The sequence below is a fragment of the Sphingobacterium sp. SG20118 genome (genome assembly GCF_044740685.1).
Taxonomy (GTDB): Bacteria; Bacteroidota; Bacteroidia; order Sphingobacteriales; family Sphingobacteriaceae; genus Sphingobacterium.
Genome location: NZ_CP172826.1, coordinates 124,391 through 149,774, shown reverse-complemented (window position 1 = coordinate 149,774; position 25,384 = coordinate 124,391). Strand labels below are relative to the sequence as shown.

The following is a 25,384-nucleotide window of genomic DNA, read 5'->3' as shown; positions in this document are numbered from 1 at the left end:
TAAATCTGTGCAAAGAAAATTAATTTTCATCAAATATAAAAATCCATTTGATTTTTAGATTGTCAAATTATTTTCCATCTCGGTATAGCCACACCCTTAACTCGCTATAAACTAACCTTCTTCAAGTATAACAATAATTCCTAATATGTACAAACATGAAGGCAATTAATTCAAATTTTACATTAAATTCACAGCAATTGCATCAATTTTTCGTATTTTCGTCAAGAACTCAAGCATAGATTTTCACTTTGAATAACAAAACGATACTAAAATGGGACCTAGAATTTGATGCAGAATTAGACTTCGTGCTCATTGCTATTTCATGTCCTTTGAAAGATTATCGCCTCTGTCACTTTATTAATAAAATGACCCTACTGAATTTCGTCAGGGGGAAGGAGGATAAATATGATCATAATCAAAAAATAAAGCAAAAACCGGAGGAAGAATTAGAATATCATACTATTTTTGACTCCAGCAAGAAGACAACGCAGCACTTCACGACCTTTTGGTATATCAACACCAAATTTCAAACGGAATTCTATTTAATCAACAACAAAAGTATTGAGGGAAGTCTTCTAATACCTGAACATCCCAATTTTGATTATTTTATAATCATAAAAAATTATATCGATGAAGATGACCTAGATCGAATTATAAAAAATATAAACAAAATACCTGAAGTGGTGTTTGTAAAAGAAATATCGCCAAAAATATTGAAATCTAAAGAAAATCTGATATTTTAGCAAACTATTTAATAGTGTACAAGATACACGCTTTAAATCTAAATTTTTCCTCGTCAATGAAAACGAGTTATATAACTCCATATATTATTGAGTTATACAATATAAAGTACATAGTATAAAAAAATTAGAATGGAAAAAGTTCAAAAAAGGACTAAAATTGTTGCAACGTTAGGTCCAGCATCTGCAGATAAACAAGTGTTAACAAATATGATTGCCAAAGGTGTAGACGTTTGTCGTTTAAACTTCTCTCACGGTAGTCAAGAAGATCACTTGAAAGTTATCCAAACCATCAATGCGATCAATGAAGAAACTAATTACAATGTTGCGATCTTAGCCGATCTTCAAGGTCCTAAAATTCGCATTGGAAAAATGAAAGAAGGTGGTGCTATTTTAGTAAATGGTTCCAAAGTTGAGATTACCACTCACGAGTTAATAGGTGATGAAGAAAAAATCTACATTACTTACGAAAACTTTCCTAACGATGTTTCAGAAAATGAAATCATCTTATTAGATGACGGTAAATTGCAATTGCGTGTTTTAAGCACGAACCATAAAGATACGGTAAAATGTGAAGTTGTACACGGTGGTGTATTAACTTCTCGCAAGGGTGTCAACTTACCCAACACTAAAGTTTCGATTCCTTCCTTAACAGAAGAAGATTTAGATAACTTAAATTTTGCGCTTGACCATGGGGCAGATTGGATTGCTATGTCATTTGTCCGCTCAGCCGAAGACATCTATCAATGTAAAAAAATCATTGCTGAAAAAGGAAGTCATGCACAGGTAATCGCGAAAATCGAAAAACCTGAGGCTATAGAAAATATTGATGCCATTATCGAAGCAACGGATGCAATCATGGTCGCACGTGGTGACCTTGGTGTTGAAATGCCAATGGAAGAAGTACCGGGATTACAAAAGATAATCGTTCAGAAATGTCGTGATTTATCAAAACCTGTCATCATCGCAACCCAAATGTTGGAAAGCATGATTACAACTCCTCGCGCTACACGTGCAGAGGTAAACGATGTTGCAAACTCTGTTATTGATGGAGCTGATGCTGTAATGTTAAGTGGCGAAACTTCTGTAGGTGAATTCCCTGAGATTGTTATCGAAACGATGAGCAAAATCATTATCCACGTGGAACAAACGTCTTACCCATATTATAATGAGAAAGTTAGTGAAATTAGCGATGGAACCAAAATTCCTGATGCAATCTGTGCCTCATCAGTATATTTAGCTAAGAAAACAGATGCTGCAGCTATTGCTGTATTAACATCTTCGGGTGCTACCGCATTCGAGATCGCTAGTTACAGGCCGAATGCAGACATCATGGTCTTTACGGGCACGAAGACATTGCTGCGTCAATTGAGCTTGCTGTGGGGTGTTAAAACCTTTATCTACGACAAGTTTGATAGCACTGATGGTTCGATTCATGATGTGAACAAATTTATCGTTAAGAACAACTACATCGCGCCAGGTTCTATTATTATTAACACCGCATCGACTCCATTGATCGAAAAAGGAAAAACAAATACCATTCGCGTGTCTCAATTGTAGACATCAATCAATAAATATCAAAAGCGCTTACTAAAATAATTAGTGAGCGCTTTTTCTTTATAGCAACTCTTTATCTTGGTGGGCACATCCTACTTCTAAATACATCTCCTATTTTAAAACTTACCATCACACAAAACGCTACAACCATTTGGGTATACATTTTCACCGCCCCATTGAAAAGTATAATTCATCTTCATTAAAGCACGAAAATTGTATTCAAAAACATAAGAAACTATTTCAACTGTCGATCAGCACCTCGCCTCAAGGGGCTGTCAATACGATGAAATGCACTATCTCGCAAAGCCTTATTTATAACACGATTGCTTGTTGAATCTTGATTCAATTTACGCATGTATCCCCCTTCTGGCATAATAAAATCTTCATGACTATTAGGGATTTCAATGGTACGAAGTTGTTTTGTTTTCTTATGTAATATATGATAGTAAATGTTGGAGTCGGCCGGAATTTTTAACACAGGTGTTCTCGAAAGATAAGAATGAGCTTCGACTTTCGATTTTATTTTTAACGTATCTTTAGCTATACTTTTTTGTTGTGCATGCAGCAAAAAAAACGAAGTACAAAAACACATACAGGTCAATAACTTTTTCATATCTTCACTATTTAAAAAACACATAATCTAATATACCTATTAATAGCCTTAAAGAAAAACAATCAGCTTGTTAAACATTGTTAAAAGCAATTAAATCAAGTAAAGCATTCATATATTTGTAACAAATGAGAAAAAGAAGCATAGTTTTGATTATTAGTCTAATGACCCTCGCCTTATTGGGAGTGGCAGCTATGCAATTCTATTTTATCAGAGAATCATATCGTCAAAAATCCCAACTTTTCGATGAATCGGTAAATGCATCACTCACAGCCGTTGCTGGCAAAATAGAAAGACGCGAAGTGATTGACTTTGCTAAAGTTCAACAGCAGAACAATATAAAAAAATATCAATTCGAGCAAGAAAAACAAAGACATCTTGCAGAACAGCTTAAATTGCAAAGAGATTTAGAGGCCCTAAGAGCGGAACAATACGCAATAAAAGAAAAATTTAAGGAAGCAGAAGACCAATTAAAAGAAACTTTCCCAAGTGTAATATCGATTGAGAACTGGTTTTTCGAAACTTATATTAATAAAAAGAACAAAGAAAATTTACTAAGCATTGATGTTATTAAATACAATAGCCCAGACCATGTCGTTAATGAATATGTTGAGATTGGTGCTACAAAATTTCTACCAAAGGTAAATGCAAAGGATGACAGTTCTCGATTTGTCATACCCACAATCGACCCCGTTTTAAAACAAGCAGTAGAATATAAAATAGCAACTTTACCCCCTAAGATCAATAAAAAAATTGGCTATAAAATAATCGAGCTCGAAAATAAACTGGAAAGTATGAGCGGTCAAAATTTGATTGGCCCTGGGAAAAATGTATTTGATACGATTGCTGCCATAGGTGGTAAAAGATCCGGGTTAATCGAAGATGTAGCGATTGGAATGGAATTGTCAAAACGCCCTTTTAGAGATCGACTCAACATTAGTCTTATCCAGAATTTATTAAAAGAAGAGTTGGCTGAACGCGATATTAAATATCCTTTTAATATTGAGGTTAGAGACAGTAGCAACATCGTATTCAGTGTACAGACAATAGACAATATCATCAAGCCAAACAAAATCACACGTTATTCAACGGCACTATTTAAAGGTGATATTGGCTCCCCCCCAGGAAGATTGAGCGTCTATTTCCCTCGAAAAAGCACAATTATAGTTGACAACATGAGTTATCTCCTTTTACCAACATTAGCCTTGCTATTTCTGCTCATCGGATGTTTTGCCTATACGCTATTAATTATTTTTAAGCAAAAAAAAGTGTCAGAGATGAAAACAGATTTCATCAACAATATGACTCATGAATTTAAAACCCCTGTTGCAACCATAATGATTGCAAGTGAATCACTACGTGACCCCGAAATTATTTCGGATGAACGTCGTGTGAAACGACTTGCGAATATCATCTATGATGAAAATGTGCGCTTAGGTAATCATATTGAACGCGTTCTTGACATAGCCCGTCTTGAAAAGGAAACATTAAAACTAGAAAAAACAACTATTCGCATCAATGATCTTTTGTTCGCAGTACTTGACAGCATGCAATTACAATTACAAAAAGTAGGAGGCCATTTTGAGCATCACTTAGAAGCAAAGCATGATACAATTATTGGCGATGAGCTACATCTTTCTAATGTCTTTTTCAATTTGATTGATAATGCCATAAAATACAGCAAAGATAATCCTCAAATCACAGTAAAAACAAAAAACACAAAGGACAGTATCCAAATTACTATTATTGATAATGGAATAGGAATGGCAAAAGACCATTTAATAAAAATATTTGATCAATTCTATCGAATCCCAACAGGAAATATACATAATGTAAAAGGATTTGGCTTAGGGCTTTCCTACGTTTATGATATAATCAAAAGAATGAACGGTAAAATTCAAGTTAAAAGCGAGAAAGACAAATGGACTCAGTTTGAAATAACATTACCCATAAAAAATTAAACCGATATTAATTTCGTATATTATCATCAATATTCGAACAAAACTATAAGAATATGCAGAAGATATTATTAGCAGAAGACGACCCAAACTTAGGGGATTTGTTAAAAGATTACCTAGAACTGAAAGGTAAATTTGACGTCACACTTTGCACGGACGGAGAAGATGCAGTTAATCAATTTCGTAAAAACACTTTTGATCTTTGCATTCTAGATGTCATGATGCCAAAAAAAGATGGCTTCACAGTTGGTAGAGAAATAAGAAAAATAAACAACACGACCCCTATCATATTTGCGACAGCAAAAGGTATGATGGAAGATAAAACGGAAGCATTTGAGCTCGGTGGAGATGATTATATCACGAAACCATTCCGTGTAGAAGAATTGCTTCTTCGCATCCATGCATTACTTAAACGAGTAGTAAGGGAAAAAGATGAACAAGTTATTAGTGATAAGTTTGAAATCGGAGAGTATTTCTTCGATTATACAAGTCAACAAATTGCACACAAGGGACTACAGCAAAAACTATCTACAAAAGAAGCAGAGCTACTTCGACTGCTATGTCTAAAGAAAAATGATGTACTAACACGAGAAGAAGCCCTATTAAAAATTTGGCACGATGATAATTACTTCACGGGCAGAAGTATGGATGTTTTCTTAAGTAAACTAAGAAAATATTTAAGAGATGACCCTAAAGTAGAAATTGTCAATGTGCATGGAAAAGGTTATAAATTATTAGTAAGCTAAAAAAAGCTTCAATTTAAAGAGATGTATATAGCGTCTCTTTAAATTGAAGCTTTCCTCAATAAAAAGGCGTCATAATCGTTGATGTGATACAGAGAACTTCTTGCATTCATATCGATGAGCTATCTAAGTTAGAAAACCGCTATAAATACGCGCTCACTTTATGCCAAGTAAAATTATTATTTAAGTACAACAATGAAAATTTCATCCCTATTATTTTTAAGCCTCTTACTATCCTTCTATTCAACATCTCTCCATGCCCAAAGTGACTCGTTATCACTTATTAATTCTAAAGCCGAAGTCAAACAGATATCATACAAGCAATTACTTGTCCCAGCCACATTAATAACGTATGGAATAGTATCCTTAAAAAGCCCTTACCTAAAACATAAAAATGAACAAATAAACAATGCAATAAATAACAATCCGTCGAAAACATTCAAGCTCGATAATCTCACACTTTTTATTCCTTCGGCAGCTGTATATGGTCTTGATATACTCGGGATACCCAGTAAACACAGTCTCAAAGAACGTTTGGCAATTAGCACAATCTCTCACGCTATCACCCTCTCAACTGTATATACAATTAAGCATACCACCCCTACTTGGAGGCCAGACCAAGCAGACCAAGAGTCATTCCCATCAGGACACACTGCAATCGCCTTTACAGGAGCAGAGATGTTGTGGCAAGAATATAAAGATCAATCTGTTTGGTATGGAATTGCAGGTTACACAATTGCTGCAGGAACAGGATACCTCAGAATGTATAACCATAAACATTGGTTTTCTGATGTAGCAATGGGCGCAGGTATCGGAATCATGGGAACCAAAATTGCATATTGGCTGCTACCCCTCTTCGATAAACATTTACAATCAAAAAAAAGAACTCCATTCACGATGGCCTCTCCATTTTACAATGGCAAACAACTCGGAATGGTTGCTACATTTCAATTATAATACACGATTCTTTGTCATTTTTTCACAAAAGTTATAAAAACTTTGTTTTTCTAAAAGAAATTCCGATATTTACAGCACTTATAGAGAAAGGCAGAGGGAATAGACCCAATGAAGCCTTAGCAACCTGTCATTTGACAAGGTGCTACATTCTACCCAATCAAATTGGGAATGATAAGCTAGACACAAAATATCCTGTGCCCTCCTCTCTAAAAGCAATCAAAAAATTTAGTAAAATAGATTCAAGAATTTTTGATCGTTTTTTATTTCAAATACAAAACTCTTCTAATTTCTTGCTTCGTTAAGGTTGAACAAATAAAATAATCTCATATTTATGTTACTAACGAACAACTTAGGTTACCCACGTGTAGGTGCCTTTCGCGAGTTGAAAAAGGCCAATGAAGCATATTGGGCTAAAAAAATCAGCGCGCAAGAATTATTGCAGGCTGGACTGAAAATCCGTGAAGGCAACTGGAAAACTCAAAAAGATGCTGGCATCGATTTGATTCCTTCAAATGATTTTTCATTTTATGACCAAGTTTTAGATTTGACTTTAACGGTAGGCGCAATTCCTGCACAATACCAATCTCTTTTAGATACAAAAGATAATGGCTACAACTTAGATCTTTACTTTGCAATGGCACGTGGCTTCCAACAAGATGGTGTTGATGTTACGGCAATGGAAATGACAAAATGGTTTGATACAAACTACCATTACATCGTTCCAGAATTCGTGAAAAATCAAGAATTCAAATTAACTTCAGAAAAGTTCCTAAACGAATATAACGAAGCAAAATCTTTGGGTATCGAAACTAAACCAGTTTTAATCGGCCCAATCTCATACTTATTATTAGGTAAAGAAAAAGAAACTGGTTTCAACCGTATCGATTTAATCGACAAGTTAGTTCCTGTTTATGAAGAAATCCTAGGCAAATTGGCTGCCGCTGGTGCAAAATATGTACAAATTGACGAGCCATTTTTAGCATTAGATATTGATGATGCAACACGTGCATTATACACAAGTGTATTCACGAAATTAGCTGCTGCAGCTAAAGACATCAAAATTATTGTAACAACATATTTCGAGGCTTTACGTGACAATGAAGAAACTGCATTAAACTTACCTGTTTACGCTGTTCACGTTGACTTAGTAAGAGGTGAAAACCAACTCGACACCATATTAGCAAAAGTTCCAGCCTCATTAACACTTTCATTAGGTGTTGTTGAAGGTCGTAACATTTGGAAAAATGATTATGAAAAATCTTTAGCACAAATCAAAAAAGCTGTTGATGCTTTAGGTAAAGACCGTGTATTAATTGGACCTTCGAGTTCTTTACTACACGTTCCTTTCGATTTGGATAACGAAGACAATGAAGAATCACTACCAAAAGAAGTGAAAAATTGGTTAGCATTTGCTAAACAAAAATTAGCTGAGGTAAAAGATTTAGCGATTTTAGCTGATGGCGAAGTAGATTCAAAAACTGCTGAGCGTTTCGAAGCAAATAAAGCTGCTGCTGAAGATCGTCGTACTTCTACCTTGATTCATAAACCAGAAGTTAAAGAACGTACTGCAAATATCACTGATGATGATGCTAAACGTACTTCTACATTTACTTCACGTAAAGAAGCACAACAAGAAAAATTTAACCTTCCTGCATTCCCAACAACAACTATCGGTTCATTCCCACAAACGAAAGATGTTCGTAAATGGAGAGCAGACTTGAAAAAAGGTGTAATTTCTCAAGAGCAGTATGATAAAGAAATCGCCGAAGAAACAGAAAGAACAATCCGCCTTCAAGAGCAATTAGATATCGACGTTCTAGTTCACGGTGAGTTCGAGCGTAATGATATGGTTGAGTATTTCGGTGAGCAATTAGCTGGTTACGCATTCACTAAAAATGGTTGGGTACAATCATATGGTTCACGTTGTGTTAAACCTCCAGTTATTTATGGCGATGTATACCGTCCTGCAGACATGACAGTTCGTTGGTCAGCCTATGCACAGACTTTAACTAACCGTCCTGTAAAAGGAATGTTAACTGGTCCAGTAACAATCTTACAATGGTCATTCGTACGTAACGATCAACCCCGTTCTACCACAACATACCAAATTGCATTAGCGATCTTAGATGAAGTACAAGCTCTAGAAAAAGCAGGTATCAAAATTATCCAGATTGATGAGCCAGCAATACGCGAAGGCCTTCCATTACGCAAAGCTGATCAACAACAATATTTGGATTGGGCAGTCCGCTCATTCCGTGTATCTTCTTCAAATGTAGACGATGATACACAAATTCATACACACATGTGTTACTCTGAATTCAATGATATCATCGAAGATATCGCTGCAATGGATGCTGACGTAATCACGATTGAAACATCTCGTTCTCAAATGGAGTTATTAGACGCTTTTGCTGCTGATTTTAAATACCCGAACGATATAGGTCCAGGTGTATATGACATCCACTCTCCTCGCGTACCTAGTACAGAAGAAATGGTTGAATTATTACGCAAAGCAAAAGCTGTAGTTCCTGCAGCACAACTTTGGGTAAACCCTGACTGTGGTTTGAAAACTCGTGCTTGGCCTGAAACTAAAGCTGCTTTAGAAGCAATGGTTGCAGCTGCTAAAATCTTAAGAGCTGAATAAGTTCAGAAATTTAGTATTATAAATTATAGCAAGCCCGATGTATTTTATTTCGGGCTTGCTTTTTTAATATATTGAACGTGACCGCTTAATTCTAAGTCAAGAATAGTTATTTTTACGGAAGTAAAATAACCATAAGATGAAGAATCTGATCAACTCCATATACTTGCTATTTTGCACAGCAATAAGCAGCTTTGCACAAGAAGGTTATCCAACACCAGCAATCAATCCAAAATTTCTTTTCTATATTCAGCATAGTGAAGGTCATAACACTTATGTTTATGAAGCTAACATGATTGATAAATTAAATTTTGACAATAAAAATCCGATTAAAAACTACCGTATTTTATATGATAAAAATGGAGAAATTAGACCCCTGACAGGTATCCAACAAAAATTTGCATATGGTATTAAATCAAAAGAATTGGAAAACAATACCTTTGAAATCAAAATTGTGTCTTATGCCAATCAACCACTATACCTCAAAATTGACAAAACAGGTAAGCCCTATGTAGAAACTGTAGTCAATGGGCACAAGCTTAATCTTCAAAGGATATTCATCAAACAGAAAGAGGGAACTTCCGGATTAGGAACTCAAGTAGAATATCTCCTATTCTATGGCACTGACCACTATGGCAAAAAAGTTCATGAAAAATTAATCCCATAGTCAATCATATATAATTATCCTGTTCTCATAGCATCTCATATAGTTTCAGAAATTGTGGATATGTGATAAAATTCACCTCATGAATTAATCTTAATGGAAACATAAATAGCGATAACCCATAATTTTATTCTCTATTTTGGCTCTCTTTTAACAATTAAAATCATACTACCTTCTATGACCAAATAACCATATTCATAAACAAAAAAGTAGGTTTGCCCTTTTACATTTATAAAAGTATTTGTATAATACTTCATGTCAAATCCCTGTTGCAGCAATTTTTCTCTATTAACCTTTAACATCCCCTCTTCCCCCAAAAGCTCTAGCAGGATACGTCTATTTTTACGTAGTGTGTAGTTGATTTTTCGTACTAGGTTCGTATGGTCACTGTTCTGTCGATTATTATAGCTATTCCGACAATTATCATCGCAAAACCGCTTATCAGCTCTTCCACGTATAGGTTGATTGCATTCCAAACAAATTTTTAAAACATTTTCTAACATAAGCTTAAAAAATAAACGACAACAAACGTTTACAAACGCTTACAGTCGAATATAAACGTTTAATAACCGACTAAATTTTATTCTAATTCTGACTTTTACAGCAGTTATTCGACGTTGTTGAAGAACATAATTATTGAAGTTAAACAATTTTATATCATTTAAAGCTAAAGTTATGAGTACATTAAGAAACAAAGTTCAGTTAATTGGTCATTTAGGTGGGGATCCCATTATCAAAACAAGTAATAGCGGAACCAAGGTATCTACGCTGAGACTAGCAACCAAAGATTTATTTAAGAACAAAGCCGGAGAGTGGGTGGACGAAACCCAATGGCACACCCTAGTTGTATGGGGCAACCTCAATAATATCATTGAGAAACATTGCCAAAAGGGATCACAGGTATTAGTAGAAGGAAAACTAACTTACCGCGAATTTGAGGATAGTATTAACGGCAAGAGAACACTAACTGAGATTAAAGTTGAAAACATTATTGTGATGAGCAAGTCTAAATCAAGTAAAGGAAACACTACTGTTAATTCTGAAGATACGATAGAAGAAGATTTACCTTTCTAGAAAAAATGAATGTAAAGAACAAACATTAGAACCTAATGCTTGTTCTTTATTAAAACACAATATATCATGAAGAGAATATTTCCAATAGTATTTATCCTGTTAACTTGCCTTTCTTTAACGAGCTGCTCGGTAATTGAGGGCATTTTCAAAGCAGGTGTATGGTCAGGCATTATCGTAGTCGTCATTGTAGTGGGTCTAATCCTTTGGATTGTATCCAAACTTTTTGGAGGAGGAAAAAAGTCAGACATCGATTAAAAAAAAAGCTCCTAAACAATTTTAGGAGCTTTTTTTGATTGTTACTTTTCTATATCTTTCAAACTATTCATTTTCTTATATTCAAGAAATCCTTTTATATCTGTAAAATGCTCACGAACACGTTTATTTCCAAATTCAAATACTTTGTGCGCTAGACCATCCAAGAAGTCACGATCATGGGATACTAAAATCAATGTCCCATCAAAATCTTGAAGAGCATCTTTTATAATGTCCTTCGTTTTCATGTCCAAGTGATTGGTAGGTTCATCGAGAATCAGAACATTGACAGGCTCCAACAATAATTTTATCATGGCTAAACGTGTTTTTTCTCCCCCTGACAAGACCTTCACTTTTTTAGTTGTATCGTCACCACTAAACATAAAAGCACCTAGTAAATCCTTAATTTTCACACGGACATCCCCAACTGCAATTTGATCTATGGTGTCAAAAACAGTTAATTCACCGTCTAATAACGCAGCCTGATTCTGTGCGAAATAACCAATCTTAGCATTATGACCGATTTTCAAACTCCCTTCATACTCGATTTCTCCCATGATTGCTTTAATCATAGTTGACTTCCCTTCACCATTTTTACCAACAAAAGCAACCTTTTCACCACGTTCAATGACCATATCTGCTTTCTGAAAAACAACATGGTCGCCATATTTCTTGGTTAGTTCCTCAACCATCACAGGATATTGACCCGAGCGAGGAGAAGGTGGAAATTTTAATCGCAACGCTGATGTATCAACCTCATCAATTTCGATAACTTCTAATTTTTCCAACATCTTAACACGCGATTGTACCTGTAGTGTTTTTGAATATGTTCCCCTAAAACGGTCTATAAATTCTTGATTGTCCGCAATAAATCGCTGCTGCTCTTCATAAGCTTTTAGCTGGTGCAAGCGACGATCTCTACGAAGCTCTAGGTAATGACTGTATTTAGCTTTATAGTCGTAAATACGACCCATCGTTACCTCTATCGTCCGATTGGTAATATTATCAACAAAGGCTCTATCGTGTGAAATAACAATCACTGCTTTAGCTGAGTTCATTAAAAAATCCTCTAACCATTGAATACTTTCAATATCCATGTGGTTAGTTGGCTCATCCAATAAAATTAAATCAGGCTTTTTTAATAATATTTTTGCCAATTCAATACGCATGCGCCATCCTCCAGAGAATTCGGAAGTCTGACGTGTAAAATCATTACGCTCAAAACCTAGACCCTTTAATACTTTTTCAACCTCAGCTTCATAGTTAACTTCCTCTATAGAATAGAATTTTTCACTTAATTCTGATACCCGTTCGATGAGTTTCATGTAATCATCCGTTTCATAGTCTGTCCTGACATTCAACTGTTCATTTAACTGTTCTAGTTCATCACGCATATGATAAACCTCCTCAAATGCCTTTAAAGTTTCTTCAAAAACAGTAACATTATCTTGCGTCAATAGATGTTGCGGAAGGTAGGCTATAACAGCATCTTTTGGTCCAGAGACATGACCTGTAGTGGCTTTTCCTGCACCAGCAATAATTTTCAACAATGTTGATTTACCTGCCCCGTTCTTTCCCATTAGAGCGATTTTATCATTTTCATTAATTGAAAATGAAACATCACTAAAAAGAGTTGTTCCTCCAAAGGAAACTGAAATATTATTTACGTTAATCACTTTTATTCGCTTTTTTTTCGCAAAGATAAGCGAATCAATCTTATAAATACATAGGCGTTGATGATTATCATAAACATGATGCCCAAATCATTTATCAAAGGCTAATGAATTGATCAAAAACCTAACTGTTTTATAGAAAAGAAATTAATATTGGGAATTTTCAATTTTATGTATCTTTGCAGAATGCGATTTGATATTATTACCGTACTTCCAAGCTTATTAGATAGCCCATTTGCTCATTCTATTTTACAGCGGGCACAAAAAAAAGGATTAGCAGAAATTGTTGTCCATAATTTACGTGATTATTCAACAAATAAGCAGAAAAGTGTTGATGACTATCCATATGGCGGAGGCTCAGGGATGGTCATGCAAATCGAACCCTTCGCTTCTTGCATAGAAAAATTACTAGCCGAGCGGACTTATGATGAGGTCATTTTTATGTCCCCTGATGGTGAGACGCTCAATCAAGAGATTGCTAATAATCTTTCCACAAAAGGGAATATGATGATTCTTTGTGGTCATTACAAAGGTATTGACCAACGCATAAGAGATATTTATGTTACAAAAGAAATTTCTGTTGGTGATTATGTACTGTCAGGAGGAGAATTGCCTGCAGCAATTTTAACAGATGCTATCATACGGTTAATCCCTGGAGTTCTGTCTGACGAAACCTCCGCATTATCAGATTCTTTTCAGGATGGTCTACTTGATGCACCGATATATACACGCCCAGCGGATTGGAAAGGCCATAAAGTACCCGACGTCTTACTCAGTGGACACGAAGCTAAAATAGCGGAATGGAGAGATGAACAACAACTAAAACGCACCCTTGAAAGAAGACCCGATTTATTAAATGACTAATAAATTTTAGATTTTATTGATTTTTTATCATAAAAAGTTTGCTTAATCATTTTTTTTTATAAATTTGTGATACAATGACGACAATTAGAACATATACAAATTGGTGGTGGCCTGAAGCAATAAGCATCGGGGACTAATTGGTATTGTCAAAAATATTTCATAATCAACCAAAACCATTTATGGAAGTTCAAACCCGATGCTACTCAGTGTCGGGTTTTTTTATGTTTAAAAATTAAGAATAAAATGAAATACACGTTTAAAACAAATCTCAAAAAATTGCTTGCTGATACGACGACTCCGGTTAGCATCTATCTTAGATTACGTGATGTCTTTCCAAATAGCATATTACTAGAAAGCTCTGACTATCATAGCAGGGATAATAACATCAGTTACATCTGTTGTCAGTCTATTGCACATATAAAATTAGATAAAACGCAATTAGAAATTGCCTATCCAAACGAAAAAATCACCATCAAGAGCAAGAAAGAGATCAATCTAAAGGAAGAGGTTGCTAGCTTCAGAAAAGCATTTGCTGTAACCAACACTACAGAACGAAATATCATTTCTAATGGTCTGTTCGGTTATTTCACATTTGATGCAATCGAACATTTCGAAGACATCAAATTAACCACAGCCCCAAGTCCAAAATTGGATATTCCGCATATGCAATATCATGTGTATAAATATGTGATAGCGATTGACCATTTCCGCAACGAACTCTATGTATTTGAACACTTATTAAATGACGAAGAATCAGAATTGGAAAAACTTCAATATTTAATCCAAAATAAAAACTTTCCAGAATATACATTTCGCATAACCGGTGAGGAATCTTCCAATCGAACGGATGAAGAACATCGGGAACTCGTAAAAAAAGTAAAAGAACATATTCAGCGAGGCGATGTCTTTCAAATTGTGCCTTCACGTGCCTTTTCTACGCCATTTCTAGGTGATGAGTTTAATGTATACCGTGCACTACGATCGATCAACCCTTCTCCCTACTTGTTCTACTTTGATTACGGTAATTTCAAGCTATTTGGTTCATCTCCTGAGGCACAGTTAACCATTAAAAATGGAGAAGCAACAATATACCCTATCGCTGGGACATTTAAACGTACAGGCAATATGGAGGAAGATATTAAGCTAGCAGAAAAACTTAAAAACGACCCTAAAGAATCTGCTGAGCATGTTATGTTAGTAGATTTAGCACGAAACGATTTAAGTAGACATTGTAATCAGGTAGAAGTAAAATCCTATAAAGAGGCACAATACTACTCGCATGTCATTCATTTGGTATCGAAGGTATCAGGCAAATTAAAATCTGATGTTAATCCATTTGATGTTGTTGGAGACACCTATCCAGCCGGAACATTGAGTGGTGCACCTAAACATATGGCATTAACATTAATTGATAGATATGAAGGTCAGCAACGTTCGTTTTACAGTGGAGCAATCGGATATATGGGCTTCAACGGTGACTTTAATCATGCCATTATGATTCGTTCCTTTTTAAGTAAGCAAAACTTACTAAATTATCAAGCTGGTGGCGGAATCGTGCTAGATTCAGACCCTGAAATGGAATTGCAGGAAGTAAATAATAAAATAGCCGCATTGAGAAAAGCTTTAGAGTTAGCAGAAACGTTATGATTAGACCTTTAGAGTATTGTGATAACCTATCACACGTTCGTAGTTCAATAGATTGTATCGATTATAGGATCATTGAACTTATTGCGCAACGTGCAAAATATGTGCAACAAGCCGCTCAATATAAATCTTCATTAGAAGAAGTTAAAGCGGATCAAAGAGTAATCAATATGTTCGAACAGAGAAGTGAGTGGGCCAATTCCTTACATATTGAAGCAACACTGGTAGAAAATATATTCCAGACTATTATCAAACATTTCATTAATTTAGAAACAGAAATTTTCCATGAGCAATCATAAAATATTAGTAATCGATAACTACGATTCATTTACGTACAATTTAGTTCATTTGTTACAAGAGTGTGATCAAGAGTATACGGTTTGGAGAAATGATAAATTCAATTTAGAAGATGTAGCGGAATTCAACAAGATTTTACTATCACCAGGTCCTGGCATTCCCGAAGAAGCTGGCTTATTATTAGAGGTTATCCGTAAGTACGCAGAAACTAAAAGCATATTGGGAATCTGTCTTGGTCAACAGGCCATCGCAGAAGTTTTTGGCGGGAAACTCTATAATATGCCTAGACCTTTACACGGTGTTGCAACAGATTTAATCATTACAGACCCATCTGAAAAATTGTTCGAAGGTTATACCAACCATAGTAAAATTGCACGCTATCATTCTTGGGCAGTAGAACCTTCATCACTTCCCGAAACACTTAAGGTAACAGCTACAGATGAAGATGGTGTCATTATGGCCCTATCTCATAAAAAACTCGATGTTAAAGGGTTACAATTTCATCCTGAATCAGTCTTAACTGAAAATGGTAAAAAAATAATTGAAAATTGGTTAAAAAATTAAAAATGACAATTTTAGATAAAATAGTTGAAAGGAAGCACGTCGAAGTCAGAGAAGCTAAGGCAAAAATTTCAATTGAAGAACTAAGCCAGTATCCACTTTTTAACAGGACGTGTTACTCCTTAAAAGAATCAATACTTGATTCGCGAAGAACTGGGATTATTTCAGAATACAAAAGAGCCTCACCATCAAAGGGTATTATCAACGATACAAATAGCGTTTCCGAAGTTGTAAAAGGGTATCAAGACGCTGGAGCATCTGCAATATCTGTCTTAACAGATGCAGATTTTTTTCAAGGTAGTTTGGACGATTTAAAAGCAGCTCGTGCCGTATTGACCATACCATTGCTTCGTAAAGAATTTATTGTAGATAAATATCAAATTGCAGAGGCAAAAGCCTATGGTGCTGATATTATTCTACTTATTGCAGCATGTTTGTCCACTGAGGAAGTTAAAGAGCTTTCCTTTTATGCAAAGTCTCTTGGCTTAAATGTGCTACTGGAGGTTCATAATGAAGAAGAGTTAAATCGTAATTTGTTTGAAACAATAGATGCCATCGGTGTTAATAACCGGAATTTAAAAGACTTCACAGTATCACTAAGTCATTCCTATGATTTAGTCGATAAGATTCCAAACTCTTACATAAAAATATCCGAAAGTGGAATTTCAGACCCTGTTACTATCCGTGATTTAAAAAAAGCCGGCTACCACTCTTTTCTCATTGGAGAAACCTTCATGAAGACTACTAATCCAGGTAAAGCCCTGGTTGAATTTATAAAAGAAATCTAAAAATTATTTAAAACGAATCTAAATAAGAGTATATTTGCTACTTAAAGCACAGATTAAGTAGCCACTTCTTATTTTGGAAACAAAAATTTTTATCATTAATAAAGAAAACTTTGAGCAAATATACCTTCAGTATTGGGAAGGTATGTTTGCTTTTTGTCTAAAAAATATCCAAGATGAAGAAGTAGCAAAAGAGATTGTTCAAGAGGTTTTTAAATCATTATGGGAACGTCGCGATGATCTTCGTCTAAAAGAAGTTGAGCGGTACTTGATAAGGGCTGTTAAACTAAAAACATTTGAATATATTCGAAACAAAGTTACTCGTCAACAGCATTTAGAAAATTTCAGCAATAATGCGCAGAAACTACTACTTGGAATATCCGTTAATTGCCGAAGAGCTATCACAAAAAATCTCGACATTAGTCAACAAATTACCTGCTCAATGTAAGAATGTTTTTCAAATGAGTAGAGATCAAGGCTTAACGAATAAAGAAATTGCCAATAAACTTCTTATTTCAGAAAGAGCAGTAGAATATCATATATCCAAAGCTTTAAAGACGTTAAAAACCGAATTGAATGATTATATTAATTAAATAAAAAAGAAATCCTGTATTTTTGTAAGAAGTATACATTACCATGCAAGTTGATCATAAGTTGATAGAAAAATATCATTTAAACCAATGCACTCCGGAAGAAAGAAATCTTGTGGAAGATTGGTTAATGGATGATACTTTCGACTTTACACCACTGCCAATTCCTCAAATTGACAAGTCCCACATGCAATCACAAATCTGGGGAAACATAGTACCTTATATAAATGAACCTATAGCAATTATAAAAGATTCCAGGAGAACAAAACTCTTGTGTTACATTTCTATAGCTGCTTCACTCTTAATAATATTTGGCTTCTTTATATCTAAAAGCAGCATAGACAACGAAATTAGTTATGCTACCTTTGATAATAGTACAAGTCCAGATTCAAAATATTTTAAAAAAAATAGTTATGAACTAATTTTAGCAAAGCATGCTACAGCAAGGATTAATTTAGAAACAGGGGAATTTTTTTCAATAGGTACAATGGTCATCATTCCAAAGAAAGATTTTGAATTTAATCTTATCGGGACTAGCCAGAAAAAAGAATTAAAAAATGGAGAAACTTATTTCATTCTAAACTCTAAAAATACAGGAAAGCAAATTATTTTTTCTCAATCGGAGCTTACTTTTTTAGCACCAACAATACAGAATCAACTTAAATTACAGTTTAACATTATATAAAAAATATAATAAGCCTTAATAACACCAATTTTCATGCAATTAAAACTTATTTCTAAATTTTCTCTTCTTTTATTAATAGTTTTTTTTATTGGTTGTTCGAATCGAGACCAAGTCAACAGCACGACCAACAAATACAGTCTGTATATCATGAATAAGGATTTAGGAAATACAATCTTAACAACTAACTCCATTGACTCGGGAACGATGGATATCCTAAAAAATGGTATCGACGTACCAACACAGTATTTTGATAGAAGCATAATCATACATGAAGGTTTTTTCTATCATATAAAAAGTGAAAAATTCAGGAAATTTTCAATTAAAGAAAATGCATTGACAGAAATCGCGGCAATCCCGATGTCTGACCAACATATAGAAAATATAAATTGGCAAGGAAAAGATACTTTACTGATTTTTACACTTGATAATAAAACCTATAGCAAACTGCACTATTATAAGATAGATGTAAAAAGGTTTGAAATCCTACAAAAAGAAGAAATACCTTTGCCATCACCTCCACCTAATTTTACAACAGTATCCATAGGCTTCAGCACATTACATCACAATAACTTAATCATTGGGTATACCTACAATAAAGTATTCAATGAAACCGATTTCACGACCATTGATACCATGTATATGGCAACGCTAAATCCAGAGAATCTGCAAATAAGAGCTATACAAAAAGATAACAGATCAACGTATCCAGGAGGTATTAATACAGTACAATCCTATAGTTTTGCCGATGAAAATGGGAATTTCTATTTTATGAGTTGTCCAGGAATTGCCTTAGGGAATAACCTGAGTAAACCCACTGCAATCTTTCGGATCCCAAAAGATACAACTAAAGTAGATTCAACCTATTTCTTCAATCTAACTGCTGCTACCCAAAATCACGCCTATGGCATGTGGTACTTAGGCAACAATGAAGCTATTATCCGTAGCGAGAGAAAAGACCTTTACAATGATTTCAGTGATCATCATTCCACCTATCAGTTTGAATATTATGTTGTAGATCTTTTGAAACAAACCACAACAAAGCTGAAACTACCTTATGACAAAGGCACACGAAAAGAATCTGTTCTTGTTGAGAATGGTAAAGCATACATAACCATCGACGATAAAGACGATAATCATCAAGTATGGATATACAATATCCTTACTAAAAAAATCAGCACGGGACTAAAACTAGACAAAGAAACAGATTTCATCGTTCGTATAGACAAATTAAATTAATTTTTATTCGTCGGTAAATTTAGAGTTACGTTATAGCTAATGCGCATTTAATCTAATTATCTTATGTCAAATTTAAAAGCGATATCAATATGTATATTGCTTATTTCTTCTTTTGGTACTTACACTCAACAATATAGTATCATTCACGGTAGCCTATACAATGTCCTTGATTACAGTCCCATTCCTTAAGCACGTATCAGTCTAAAAAATACGACAACAGGAAAAATAACAGATCAATATGGCTTTTCCCGTTTAAATCAAATACCTCCGGGCAGATATCACCTTATAATCACAGCAATAGGTTACAGCAATCTGGAAAAGGAAATTCAAGTAATTTCAAACCTAAATAAAACTTTAAAACTGTTTCTTCGTCCTATCGAGAAAAAGCTGTAAACTGTCCAGATTAACGGTAGATCTGAAAACACGAAAATTAAAGAATCAGTTTGCAAACCATAATATGGATATTACATATAAATAGCCGGTAATTTAAAATAAGATATTATATATAACTATAATACAGTTACCGGACCAACTACCAAAGGCTTAAAAATTGAAGGCATAAATATTGTTACCAAAATGGTGAAATTATAAAATACCAATCTATTCAATATATTAAAACCCTAAATGTCTTTAATCAGTCGTGTAATTACTTCCTCAGAGCTATAAGACTGATTTTTATCTTCATAGCACAATTTACCTGCACCCTACAAGATTCAAGTATAACAATTTGAACGAACCTCTCGGTTTTACAAGTACCTAATTCTTCTCCATTAATTAAAAAAACACTTTACAGATTAGCTTAATCCAAGAGAATTAAAAATACCAACAAAAAATTAACAGATTAATGGCCTATCAGATAAGTACATAGCCTAACTCATAATCTTTTTTAAAATTTAACCTTCGGTAAATTTAGAGTTACGCAACATCTCTATGTATAATTAATCTAAATAAGGGATGTTAAAATTAAAAATAATATGGTTAAATCTATTCTTGATCATATCGTTTACTTCTAATGCGCAGCAGTTAGGAGAATTAAATGGAAAAGTAAGCACAACTTCAAATGTACCCATTGAAGGTGCAACAATAACAATTATCGGAACAAGCCAAATAACTCAGACAGATAAGAATGGTTTATTTTCAATAAAAAATATCGCTTTTTCCAACTATACTATACGTGTATCAGCTGTTGGATTCCAAGCTAAAGACAAGACCTTCCGTATTAATCAAAAAACAATCGAGTTGTTACCTATACAATTGGCGTCACAACATACAACAATGGATGAAGTAGAGATCGTTGCGCGATCTGAAGCAAAAGAAATACAAAAACAACCATTTAATGTCACAGCAATTGATGCGAAGAAATTGTACAATACAACAATGGATATTGGTCAGGCGCTAAATCGTATATCAGGCGTCAGATTACGAGAGTCAGGTGGTGTAGGATCAAATATGAATTTTAGCTTAAATGGCTTTTCAGGAAACCAGGTCAAATTATTTGTTGATGGAATTCCAATGGATAATTTTGGATCATCCTTTCAGCTAAACAACATACCTATCAACTTTGCTGAACGAGTAGAAGTCTACAAAGGAGTCGTTCCCGTATGGTTAGGAGGTGATGCATTAGGTGGTGCCGTAAACATTGTCACGAAAAATCAACCAGGGAAATACTTAGATGCTTCATACTCATATGGCTCATTCAATACCCACAAAACCTCAGTAAATGCCGGATACATTGCAGACAATGGCTTTACAATGATGCTTTCCGCTTTTCAAAATTATTCAGACAACAGTTACTTGGTAAATGTAAGATCATACGATTTTGACACTGGAAAGTTTTATCCTGCCGAAAGAACAAAACGTTTCCACGATGCGTACAGAAATGAAACCTTCGTTTATAACATGGGCGTTTCAAATAAAAAACACGCCGATCAGCTCCTTGTTGGTATTACCCTCGGTCAAAATAAGAAAGAAATCCAGACGGGTAATAATATGGAAGATGTATATGGAGGTCGAGAAAGCCTTGGAAACATTGTACAGCCAACTTTTAAATACATCAAAAGAAATTTATTGATAGCAGGTTTAGATGTCACCATAAACGCTCGATACAATTTTGGTAAAGAAAGAAGCTTGGACACTGTTCCAAGAAGATTCACTTGGACAGGAGAAAGCACGCCCAAAAACCCCAAAGACCCAAATGCTCCTGGAGGAGAGAATGACTTAACAGATTACCGCTACAAAAACAATAATGGTAACCTTTCTGCGAATATTTCTTATGCTCTCAACGATAACAATAGCATTATGATCAATCATTTGCTGACAACATTTGACAGAAAAGGAAAAGATCATTACTATCCAGATTTAGAAGTAAATAAGCTCCCTCGCAAAACAACAAAAAACATTACCGGAATCGGATACAGAACTTCGATGAGTAATCATTGGGATACCAATATTTTTCTAAAAAACTACAATCAAAACGGAAAATACTTCAATGAATTAGAGAAAGAAGTATATGAGAACGTGGAAATAGCAATCAATAAAATCGGATATGGCTTAGCAACTTCCTATTTCTTGAATCCAGACATTCAACTAAAAGCTTCCTATGAGAAAGCGTACAGACTTCCAGATAATACCGAATTATTTGGTGACGCTATAAATATCAGCGGCAATCCTACGCTAAGACCTGAGAGTAGTGACAATATCAATTTAGGTTTATCCTACGCTATAAAATTACAGAAGAACCATCAACTTGTTATAGATGCCAATTACATATACCGCAACGCCAAAGATTTTATACGTCAGCATGTAGGACCACTAAGTAGCAATAATAAAAGAGAGCTTAAAAGTGCCAATCTAAGAAGTGTAAAAAATAATAGCGTTGATATTAATTTAAAATATTATTTCAAGAACCAGTTTTCAGTCGGAGGTAATATGACCTACCAAAACCTGATTAACACAACTAAAGTTGAACCATCGCAAATCATACAAAGTAGTATCTACAAGGATAGAATGCCCAATATGCCCTATCTATATGGTAATGCTGACGCGGCCTACTATTTTCACCATTTAGGCAAACAGAATAATACTTTAACGGTAGGCTATAACCTCCAGTATATACATGAGTTCTTTTTAGATTGGCCAAGTTTGGCCACCCCATCTCAAAGATATAGAATCCCAACACAGGTATCACATGATGTCAATATCATTTACTCTCTAGCTTCTGGTAAATACAACATCGCTATAGAATGTAATAACCTGACCGATGCAACACGATTTGACAATTTTGAAATGCAAAAACCAAGTAGATCGTTCAATCTTAAGTTGAGATACTTTATACGCACAAAATAACAATCACAATTCAAAAATAAATGACAATGAAAAAGTTCAACACTTTAAAAATGCTAACACTAGCATGTGGCGTTTTAGCCATTACAGCATGTTCAAAAGACAATCCTTCTGATGGAGGAGGCGATACTGGAAATTCTGGAAAAAGAGAGAAATTTGTATTTATAGTAAATGGACAAGGTAGCGGCGAGGCTGGAACTACAGGCAATTACATCTTAGCAACAGATAATGTAAACGATGGTTCTATTAGCATTGTAGGCAATGGTATGCCTGCAACAGAGCTCTCATTTATCAACCAGAACAACCATATCTTCGGATTAACATATGGCGGACAAGGTCCGATAACACCCTATAACATTGACAGTAAAGGAGAGCTACAGAGACTTAAAGACGAACAGGTAAATGCAGAAACTGCAGGTATTTATGGCCATTTTGGAGATAAAAATATTATTTTGGGCACAACCAATAGAAGTATTGTCAATCCTGTTGCGACTTTAAGAAATTATGATGCGCAAAATTTTTCAATAGCAAATAAAAATACGGTAGATCTATCTAAAGTCTTAGGCGAAAAAAGGATGGCCATCTGGACTGGCGTATTTCAGGTAGGAAATAAAATATATATTCCTTTTCAATCTGGCGACGGGTCAAACAATTGGGGTGGTAATTTCACCACCACCGACACCACTTACATCGGTATCTTCTCTTATCCTGAGCTAGAATTCGAAAAAACCATAAAAGACGGTCGTGGTTCACATATTGGGAACTGGTGGGCACAACAAGGTCTAGCTGTAGACGACAAAGGTGATGCGTACGTTTGGTTCTCTGCAAATGAAGCATCTTTAGCTTCTAAAAACAAATCTGGATTCCTAAGAATTAAGAAAGGAACAGATGAGTTTGATAAAGACTACTATTTTGATATTGAATCATTAGGCAATGGAAAAATTGCAAGAGGAAGCTATCTTAAAGACAACAAATTTTTAATGACAGTCTATAATAAAGGTGAGCAGGCTGAAGGTATAGGTGGTGGATTAGTAAAATTATATATTGTAGATATCCAAACGAAAAAAATGACAGAAATAAAAGAAGTTCCTGCTCATGAACAACAAGGATATAAAGATGTCGTATTTGTTGAAAAAGACGGTAGCAAGGCTTACTATACCTGTCAAAATCTTGAAGACAAACAATACTACACTTACTCAATTGACATTAATAATGCGACAGCGAACAGAGGTTTAAAATTTGTTGGCGTATCAGGTATTTCTTCCATGAGTAAAATCAATTATTAAAATTTAAAATCCATTTATTCTGTCAAAGAAATACATTGACAGAATAAATGTCATCACTTTAATAAATAGCACTTTAAATCATTATGCTCAGCAAAATTAATGCATGGCTGCATCTTTGGTTAGGATTAGCTGCAGGCATACCTGTTGTTATCCTAAGTATAACCGGCTGTGTACTTGTCTTTGAACATGACATCAAAGAACTCACCACAAATTATATCCGCGTAGAAGCACAAAAATCTGAAAATCAGCTTCCGCCCTCTGAAATCTATAAAGCCGTAAAGGCAGCTATTCCAGACAAAGAAATAACTAGTTCCTGGTATTACGGTTTAGATAAATCAGTAAAAGTAAGTTTAGACCACTCCGATAGCTTAGTCTATGTCAACCCTTATACTGCCGAGATAATGGCCATAGTCAACCATGAAGATTTCTTTCATTTTATGGATGAAGGGCACCGTCATCTATGGATGCCAAACAAAATAGGTCGTCAAGTCGTAGGATGGAGTACGCTTATATTCTTTTCACTATTAATAACAGGCCTTATTCTATGGTGGCCAAAAAAATGGAACAAAAAATCTAGAGCACAAAGTTTTTCTATAAAATGGAAGGCACGATTCAAACGGGTTAATTACGACCTTCACAATGTATTAGGCTTTTATGCCCTCACTATCGCATTAATCATGTCCCTTACAGGTTTAATCATGAGCTTTCCATGGATGCGTCAATCAGTAGTTTGGCTTAGTGGTGGCTATCCAAACAAGCCAAAAACAGAAAAAGTCGAAAAAAAAATACCTATAGATCAACCATTAAACGATGCGCTAATAGTTGCCGATAAAATCTGGTATAAAGTACGTCATGAATACGCACGCCATAATAAAGAAGCTGTTATTATACACTATCCCGAAGAAGAAGATAAAGCAGTATATGCGTGCACAGATATGGAAAACGGAATATGGCGAGATTTAAATTTCGACCGCAATACTTTAGAACTAACAGGTAGAAGACAAGGCCCAATTGATGATGCCAATACCACTGAATGGCTCATGCGAGCAAATTATGCTTTGCATACAGGCTTCATAGGCGGGATGACAACTAAAATTATCTACTTTTTAGCATCACTCATCTGCGCAACATTACCTGTTACTGGTTTTTATATCTGGTGGGGGAAAAAGAAAAAAACAGTGAAAAAATCAAAACCAGTTCATTCCATAACATCTTAATCTTGCAG

General features: G+C 34.8%; 25 protein-coding genes and 1 riboswitch. Of the genes, 22 read left to right on the top strand and 3 right to left on the bottom strand.

Annotated features, from left to right (window positions below):
* Positions 1-248 precede the first annotated feature (248 nt).
* Together ACFX5U_RS00720 and pyk are read left to right on the top strand one after the other, a co-directional pair.
* On the top strand, positions 249-743 hold the full coding sequence (locus tag ACFX5U_RS00720) for an IPExxxVDY family protein (protein WP_038695452.1): 495 nt from the start codon (positions 249-251) through the stop codon (positions 741-743).
* Positions 744-872: 129 nt separating this feature from the next.
* On the top strand, positions 873-2,300 hold the full coding sequence (gene pyk, locus ACFX5U_RS00715) for a pyruvate kinase (protein ID WP_038695450.1): 1,428 nt from the start codon (positions 873-875) through the stop codon (positions 2,298-2,300).
* A gap of 232 nt (positions 2,301-2,532) precedes the next feature.
* On the opposite strand, the gene ACFX5U_RS00710 is transcribed toward pyk, so the two are convergent.
* Entirely contained in the window at positions 2,533-2,910 is a 378-nt protein-coding gene (locus ACFX5U_RS00710; protein WP_400262260.1) for a hypothetical protein, read from the bottom strand.
* Between the two features lie 125 nt (positions 2,911-3,035).
* On the opposite strand from ACFX5U_RS00710, the gene ACFX5U_RS00705 reads away from it, so the two are divergent.
* From ACFX5U_RS00705 to ACFX5U_RS00685, 5 genes are all read left to right on the top strand, one after another.
* Complete coding sequence (locus ACFX5U_RS00705) at positions 3,036-4,868, top strand: sensor histidine kinase KdpD (protein WP_038695446.1); 1,833 nt, start codon at positions 3,036-3,038, stop codon at positions 4,866-4,868.
* Between the two features lie 53 nt (positions 4,869-4,921).
* Positions 4,922-5,611: a response regulator transcription factor gene (locus ACFX5U_RS00700; RefSeq protein ID WP_038695444.1), complete on the top strand. Its 690-nt coding sequence runs from the start codon at positions 4,922-4,924 to the stop codon at positions 5,609-5,611.
* A 192-nt stretch (positions 5,612-5,803) separates the two neighbouring features.
* Positions 5,804-6,565: a phosphatase PAP2 family protein gene (locus ACFX5U_RS00695; protein ID WP_400262259.1), complete on the top strand. Its 762-nt coding sequence runs from the start codon at positions 5,804-5,806 to the stop codon at positions 6,563-6,565.
* A gap of 75 nt (positions 6,566-6,640) precedes the next feature.
* Positions 6,641-6,743: riboswitch (SAM riboswitch) on the top strand.
* 153 nt (positions 6,744-6,896) lie between these two features.
* On the top strand, positions 6,897-9,209 hold the full coding sequence (gene metE, locus ACFX5U_RS00690; protein ID WP_400262258.1) for a 5-methyltetrahydropteroyltriglutamate--homocysteine S-methyltransferase: 2,313 nt from the start codon (positions 6,897-6,899) through the stop codon (positions 9,207-9,209).
* Between the two features lie 136 nt (positions 9,210-9,345).
* A complete protein-coding gene (locus ACFX5U_RS00685) occupies positions 9,346-9,873 on the top strand; it encodes a DUF4833 domain-containing protein (RefSeq protein WP_038695438.1) in 528 nt (175 codons plus the stop codon).
* A gap of 131 nt (positions 9,874-10,004) precedes the next feature.
* On the opposite strand, the gene ACFX5U_RS00680 is transcribed toward ACFX5U_RS00685, so the two are convergent.
* The gene (locus ACFX5U_RS00680; protein WP_038695436.1) at positions 10,005-10,373 is read right to left on the bottom strand and encodes a hypothetical protein; all 369 of its coding nucleotides are present in this window, start codon (positions 10,371-10,373) and stop codon (positions 10,005-10,007) included.
* Between the two features lie 172 nt (positions 10,374-10,545).
* Here ACFX5U_RS00680 and ACFX5U_RS00675 point away from each other — a divergent pair, with 172 nt between their 5' ends.
* Together ACFX5U_RS00675 and ACFX5U_RS00670 are read left to right on the top strand one after the other, a co-directional pair.
* Entirely contained in the window at positions 10,546-10,944 is a 399-nt protein-coding gene (locus ACFX5U_RS00675; protein WP_280571190.1) for a single-stranded DNA-binding protein, read from the top strand.
* 66 nt (positions 10,945-11,010) lie between these two features.
* The gene (locus ACFX5U_RS00670) at positions 11,011-11,199 is read left to right on the top strand and encodes a hypothetical protein (RefSeq protein WP_081918288.1); all 189 of its coding nucleotides are present in this window, start codon (positions 11,011-11,013) and stop codon (positions 11,197-11,199) included.
* A 41-nt stretch (positions 11,200-11,240) separates the two neighbouring features.
* On the opposite strand, the gene ACFX5U_RS00665 is transcribed toward ACFX5U_RS00670, so the two are convergent.
* Positions 11,241-12,872, bottom strand: a complete 1,632-nt coding sequence (locus tag ACFX5U_RS00665) for an ABC-F family ATP-binding cassette domain-containing protein (RefSeq protein ID WP_038695430.1) — start codon at positions 12,870-12,872, stop codon at positions 11,241-11,243.
* 183 nt (positions 12,873-13,055) lie between these two features.
* On the opposite strand from ACFX5U_RS00665, the gene trmD reads away from it, so the two are divergent.
* The 13 genes from trmD to ACFX5U_RS00600 all read left to right on the top strand — a co-directional run bounded on the left by trmD (position 13,056) and on the right by ACFX5U_RS00600 (position 25,376).
* A complete protein-coding gene (gene trmD / locus ACFX5U_RS00660) occupies positions 13,056-13,733 on the top strand; it encodes a tRNA (guanosine(37)-N1)-methyltransferase TrmD (protein WP_400262257.1) in 678 nt (225 codons plus the stop codon).
* Between the two features lie 243 nt (positions 13,734-13,976).
* Positions 13,977-15,380, top strand: coding sequence for an anthranilate synthase component I family protein (locus tag ACFX5U_RS00655; protein ID WP_038695426.1), 1,404 nt, complete (start codon positions 13,977-13,979; stop codon positions 15,378-15,380).
* Positions 15,377-15,676: a chorismate mutase gene (locus tag ACFX5U_RS00650; RefSeq protein WP_280571196.1), complete on the top strand. Its 300-nt coding sequence runs from the start codon at positions 15,377-15,379 to the stop codon at positions 15,674-15,676. The genes ACFX5U_RS00655 and ACFX5U_RS00650 overlap by 4 nt, the downstream gene beginning before the upstream one ends.
* Entirely contained in the window at positions 15,663-16,238 is a 576-nt protein-coding gene (locus ACFX5U_RS00645; protein ID WP_280571198.1) for an aminodeoxychorismate/anthranilate synthase component II, read from the top strand. The genes ACFX5U_RS00650 and ACFX5U_RS00645 overlap by 14 nt, the downstream gene beginning before the upstream one ends.
* A gap of 2 nt (positions 16,239-16,240) precedes the next feature.
* Positions 16,241-17,023: an indole-3-glycerol phosphate synthase TrpC gene (gene trpC / locus ACFX5U_RS00640; RefSeq protein WP_400262256.1), complete on the top strand. Its 783-nt coding sequence runs from the start codon at positions 16,241-16,243 to the stop codon at positions 17,021-17,023.
* 73 nt (positions 17,024-17,096) lie between these two features.
* Complete coding sequence (locus ACFX5U_RS00635) at positions 17,097-17,468, top strand: hypothetical protein (RefSeq protein WP_400263635.1); 372 nt, start codon at positions 17,097-17,099, stop codon at positions 17,466-17,468.
* On the top strand, positions 17,374-17,613 hold the full coding sequence (locus tag ACFX5U_RS00630; RefSeq protein ID WP_400262255.1) for a sigma-70 family RNA polymerase sigma factor: 240 nt from the start codon (positions 17,374-17,376) through the stop codon (positions 17,611-17,613). The genes ACFX5U_RS00635 and ACFX5U_RS00630 overlap by 95 nt, the downstream gene beginning before the upstream one ends.
* A 43-nt stretch (positions 17,614-17,656) precedes the next feature.
* Complete coding sequence (locus ACFX5U_RS00625) at positions 17,657-18,295, top strand: hypothetical protein (protein WP_400262254.1); 639 nt, start codon at positions 17,657-17,659, stop codon at positions 18,293-18,295.
* A gap of 147 nt (positions 18,296-18,442) precedes the next feature.
* On the top strand, positions 18,443-19,531 hold the full coding sequence (locus tag ACFX5U_RS00620; protein WP_284180524.1) for a DUF4374 domain-containing protein: 1,089 nt from the start codon (positions 18,443-18,445) through the stop codon (positions 19,529-19,531).
* A gap of 195 nt (positions 19,532-19,726) precedes the next feature.
* On the top strand, positions 19,727-19,924 hold the full coding sequence (locus ACFX5U_RS00615) for a carboxypeptidase-like regulatory domain-containing protein (RefSeq protein WP_400263559.1): 198 nt from the start codon (positions 19,727-19,729) through the stop codon (positions 19,922-19,924).
* A 561-nt stretch (positions 19,925-20,485) separates the two neighbouring features.
* On the top strand, positions 20,486-22,876 hold the full coding sequence (locus ACFX5U_RS00610; protein WP_400262253.1) for a TonB-dependent receptor: 2,391 nt from the start codon (positions 20,486-20,488) through the stop codon (positions 22,874-22,876).
* A gap of 26 nt (positions 22,877-22,902) precedes the next feature.
* Entirely contained in the window at positions 22,903-24,159 is a 1,257-nt protein-coding gene (locus ACFX5U_RS00605) for a DUF4374 domain-containing protein (RefSeq protein WP_400262252.1), read from the top strand.
* A gap of 83 nt (positions 24,160-24,242) precedes the next feature.
* On the top strand, positions 24,243-25,376 hold the full coding sequence (locus ACFX5U_RS00600) for a PepSY-associated TM helix domain-containing protein (protein WP_400262251.1): 1,134 nt from the start codon (positions 24,243-24,245) through the stop codon (positions 25,374-25,376).
* Positions 25,377-25,384 lie beyond the last annotated feature (8 nt).

Coding starts and splice junctions, on each gene's coding strand:
- ACFX5U_RS00705 (WP_038695446.1), top strand. CDS start 3,036: ATGAGAAAAAGAAGCATAGTTTTGATTATTAGTCTAATGACCCTCGCC.
- ACFX5U_RS00630 (WP_400262255.1), top strand. CDS start 17,374: ATGCGCAGAAACTACTACTTGGAATATCCGTTAATTGCCGAAGAGCTA.
- trpC (WP_400262256.1), top strand. CDS start 16,241: ATGACAATTTTAGATAAAATAGTTGAAAGGAAGCACGTCGAAGTCAGA.
- metE (WP_400262258.1), top strand. CDS start 6,897: ATGTTACTAACGAACAACTTAGGTTACCCACGTGTAGGTGCCTTTCGC.
- ACFX5U_RS00680 (WP_038695436.1), bottom strand. CDS start 10,373: ATGTTAGAAAATGTTTTAAAAATTTGTTTGGAATGCAATCAACCTATA.
- trmD (WP_400262257.1), top strand. CDS start 13,056: ATGCGATTTGATATTATTACCGTACTTCCAAGCTTATTAGATAGCCCA.
- ACFX5U_RS00625 (WP_400262254.1), top strand. CDS start 17,657: ATGCAAGTTGATCATAAGTTGATAGAAAAATATCATTTAAACCAATGC.
- ACFX5U_RS00620 (WP_284180524.1), top strand. CDS start 18,443: ATGAATAAGGATTTAGGAAATACAATCTTAACAACTAACTCCATTGAC.
- ACFX5U_RS00650 (WP_280571196.1), top strand. CDS start 15,377: ATGATTAGACCTTTAGAGTATTGTGATAACCTATCACACGTTCGTAGT.
- ACFX5U_RS00700 (WP_038695444.1), top strand. CDS start 4,922: ATGCAGAAGATATTATTAGCAGAAGACGACCCAAACTTAGGGGATTTG.
- ACFX5U_RS00710 (WP_400262260.1), bottom strand. CDS start 2,910: ATGAAAAAGTTATTGACCTGTATGTGTTTTTGTACTTCGTTTTTTTTG.
- ACFX5U_RS00695 (WP_400262259.1), top strand. CDS start 5,804: ATGAAAATTTCATCCCTATTATTTTTAAGCCTCTTACTATCCTTCTAT.
- ACFX5U_RS00685 (WP_038695438.1), top strand. CDS start 9,346: ATGAAGAATCTGATCAACTCCATATACTTGCTATTTTGCACAGCAATA.
- ACFX5U_RS00610 (WP_400262253.1), top strand. CDS start 20,486: ATGTTAAAATTAAAAATAATATGGTTAAATCTATTCTTGATCATATCG.
- ACFX5U_RS00655 (WP_038695426.1), top strand. CDS start 13,977: ATGAAATACACGTTTAAAACAAATCTCAAAAAATTGCTTGCTGATACG.
- ACFX5U_RS00600 (WP_400262251.1), top strand. CDS start 24,243: ATGCTCAGCAAAATTAATGCATGGCTGCATCTTTGGTTAGGATTAGCT.
- ACFX5U_RS00670 (WP_081918288.1), top strand. CDS start 11,011: ATGAAGAGAATATTTCCAATAGTATTTATCCTGTTAACTTGCCTTTCT.
- ACFX5U_RS00645 (WP_280571198.1), top strand. CDS start 15,663: ATGAGCAATCATAAAATATTAGTAATCGATAACTACGATTCATTTACG.
- ACFX5U_RS00605 (WP_400262252.1), top strand. CDS start 22,903: ATGAAAAAGTTCAACACTTTAAAAATGCTAACACTAGCATGTGGCGTT.
- ACFX5U_RS00675 (WP_280571190.1), top strand. CDS start 10,546: ATGAGTACATTAAGAAACAAAGTTCAGTTAATTGGTCATTTAGGTGGG.
- pyk (WP_038695450.1), top strand. CDS start 873: ATGGAAAAAGTTCAAAAAAGGACTAAAATTGTTGCAACGTTAGGTCCA.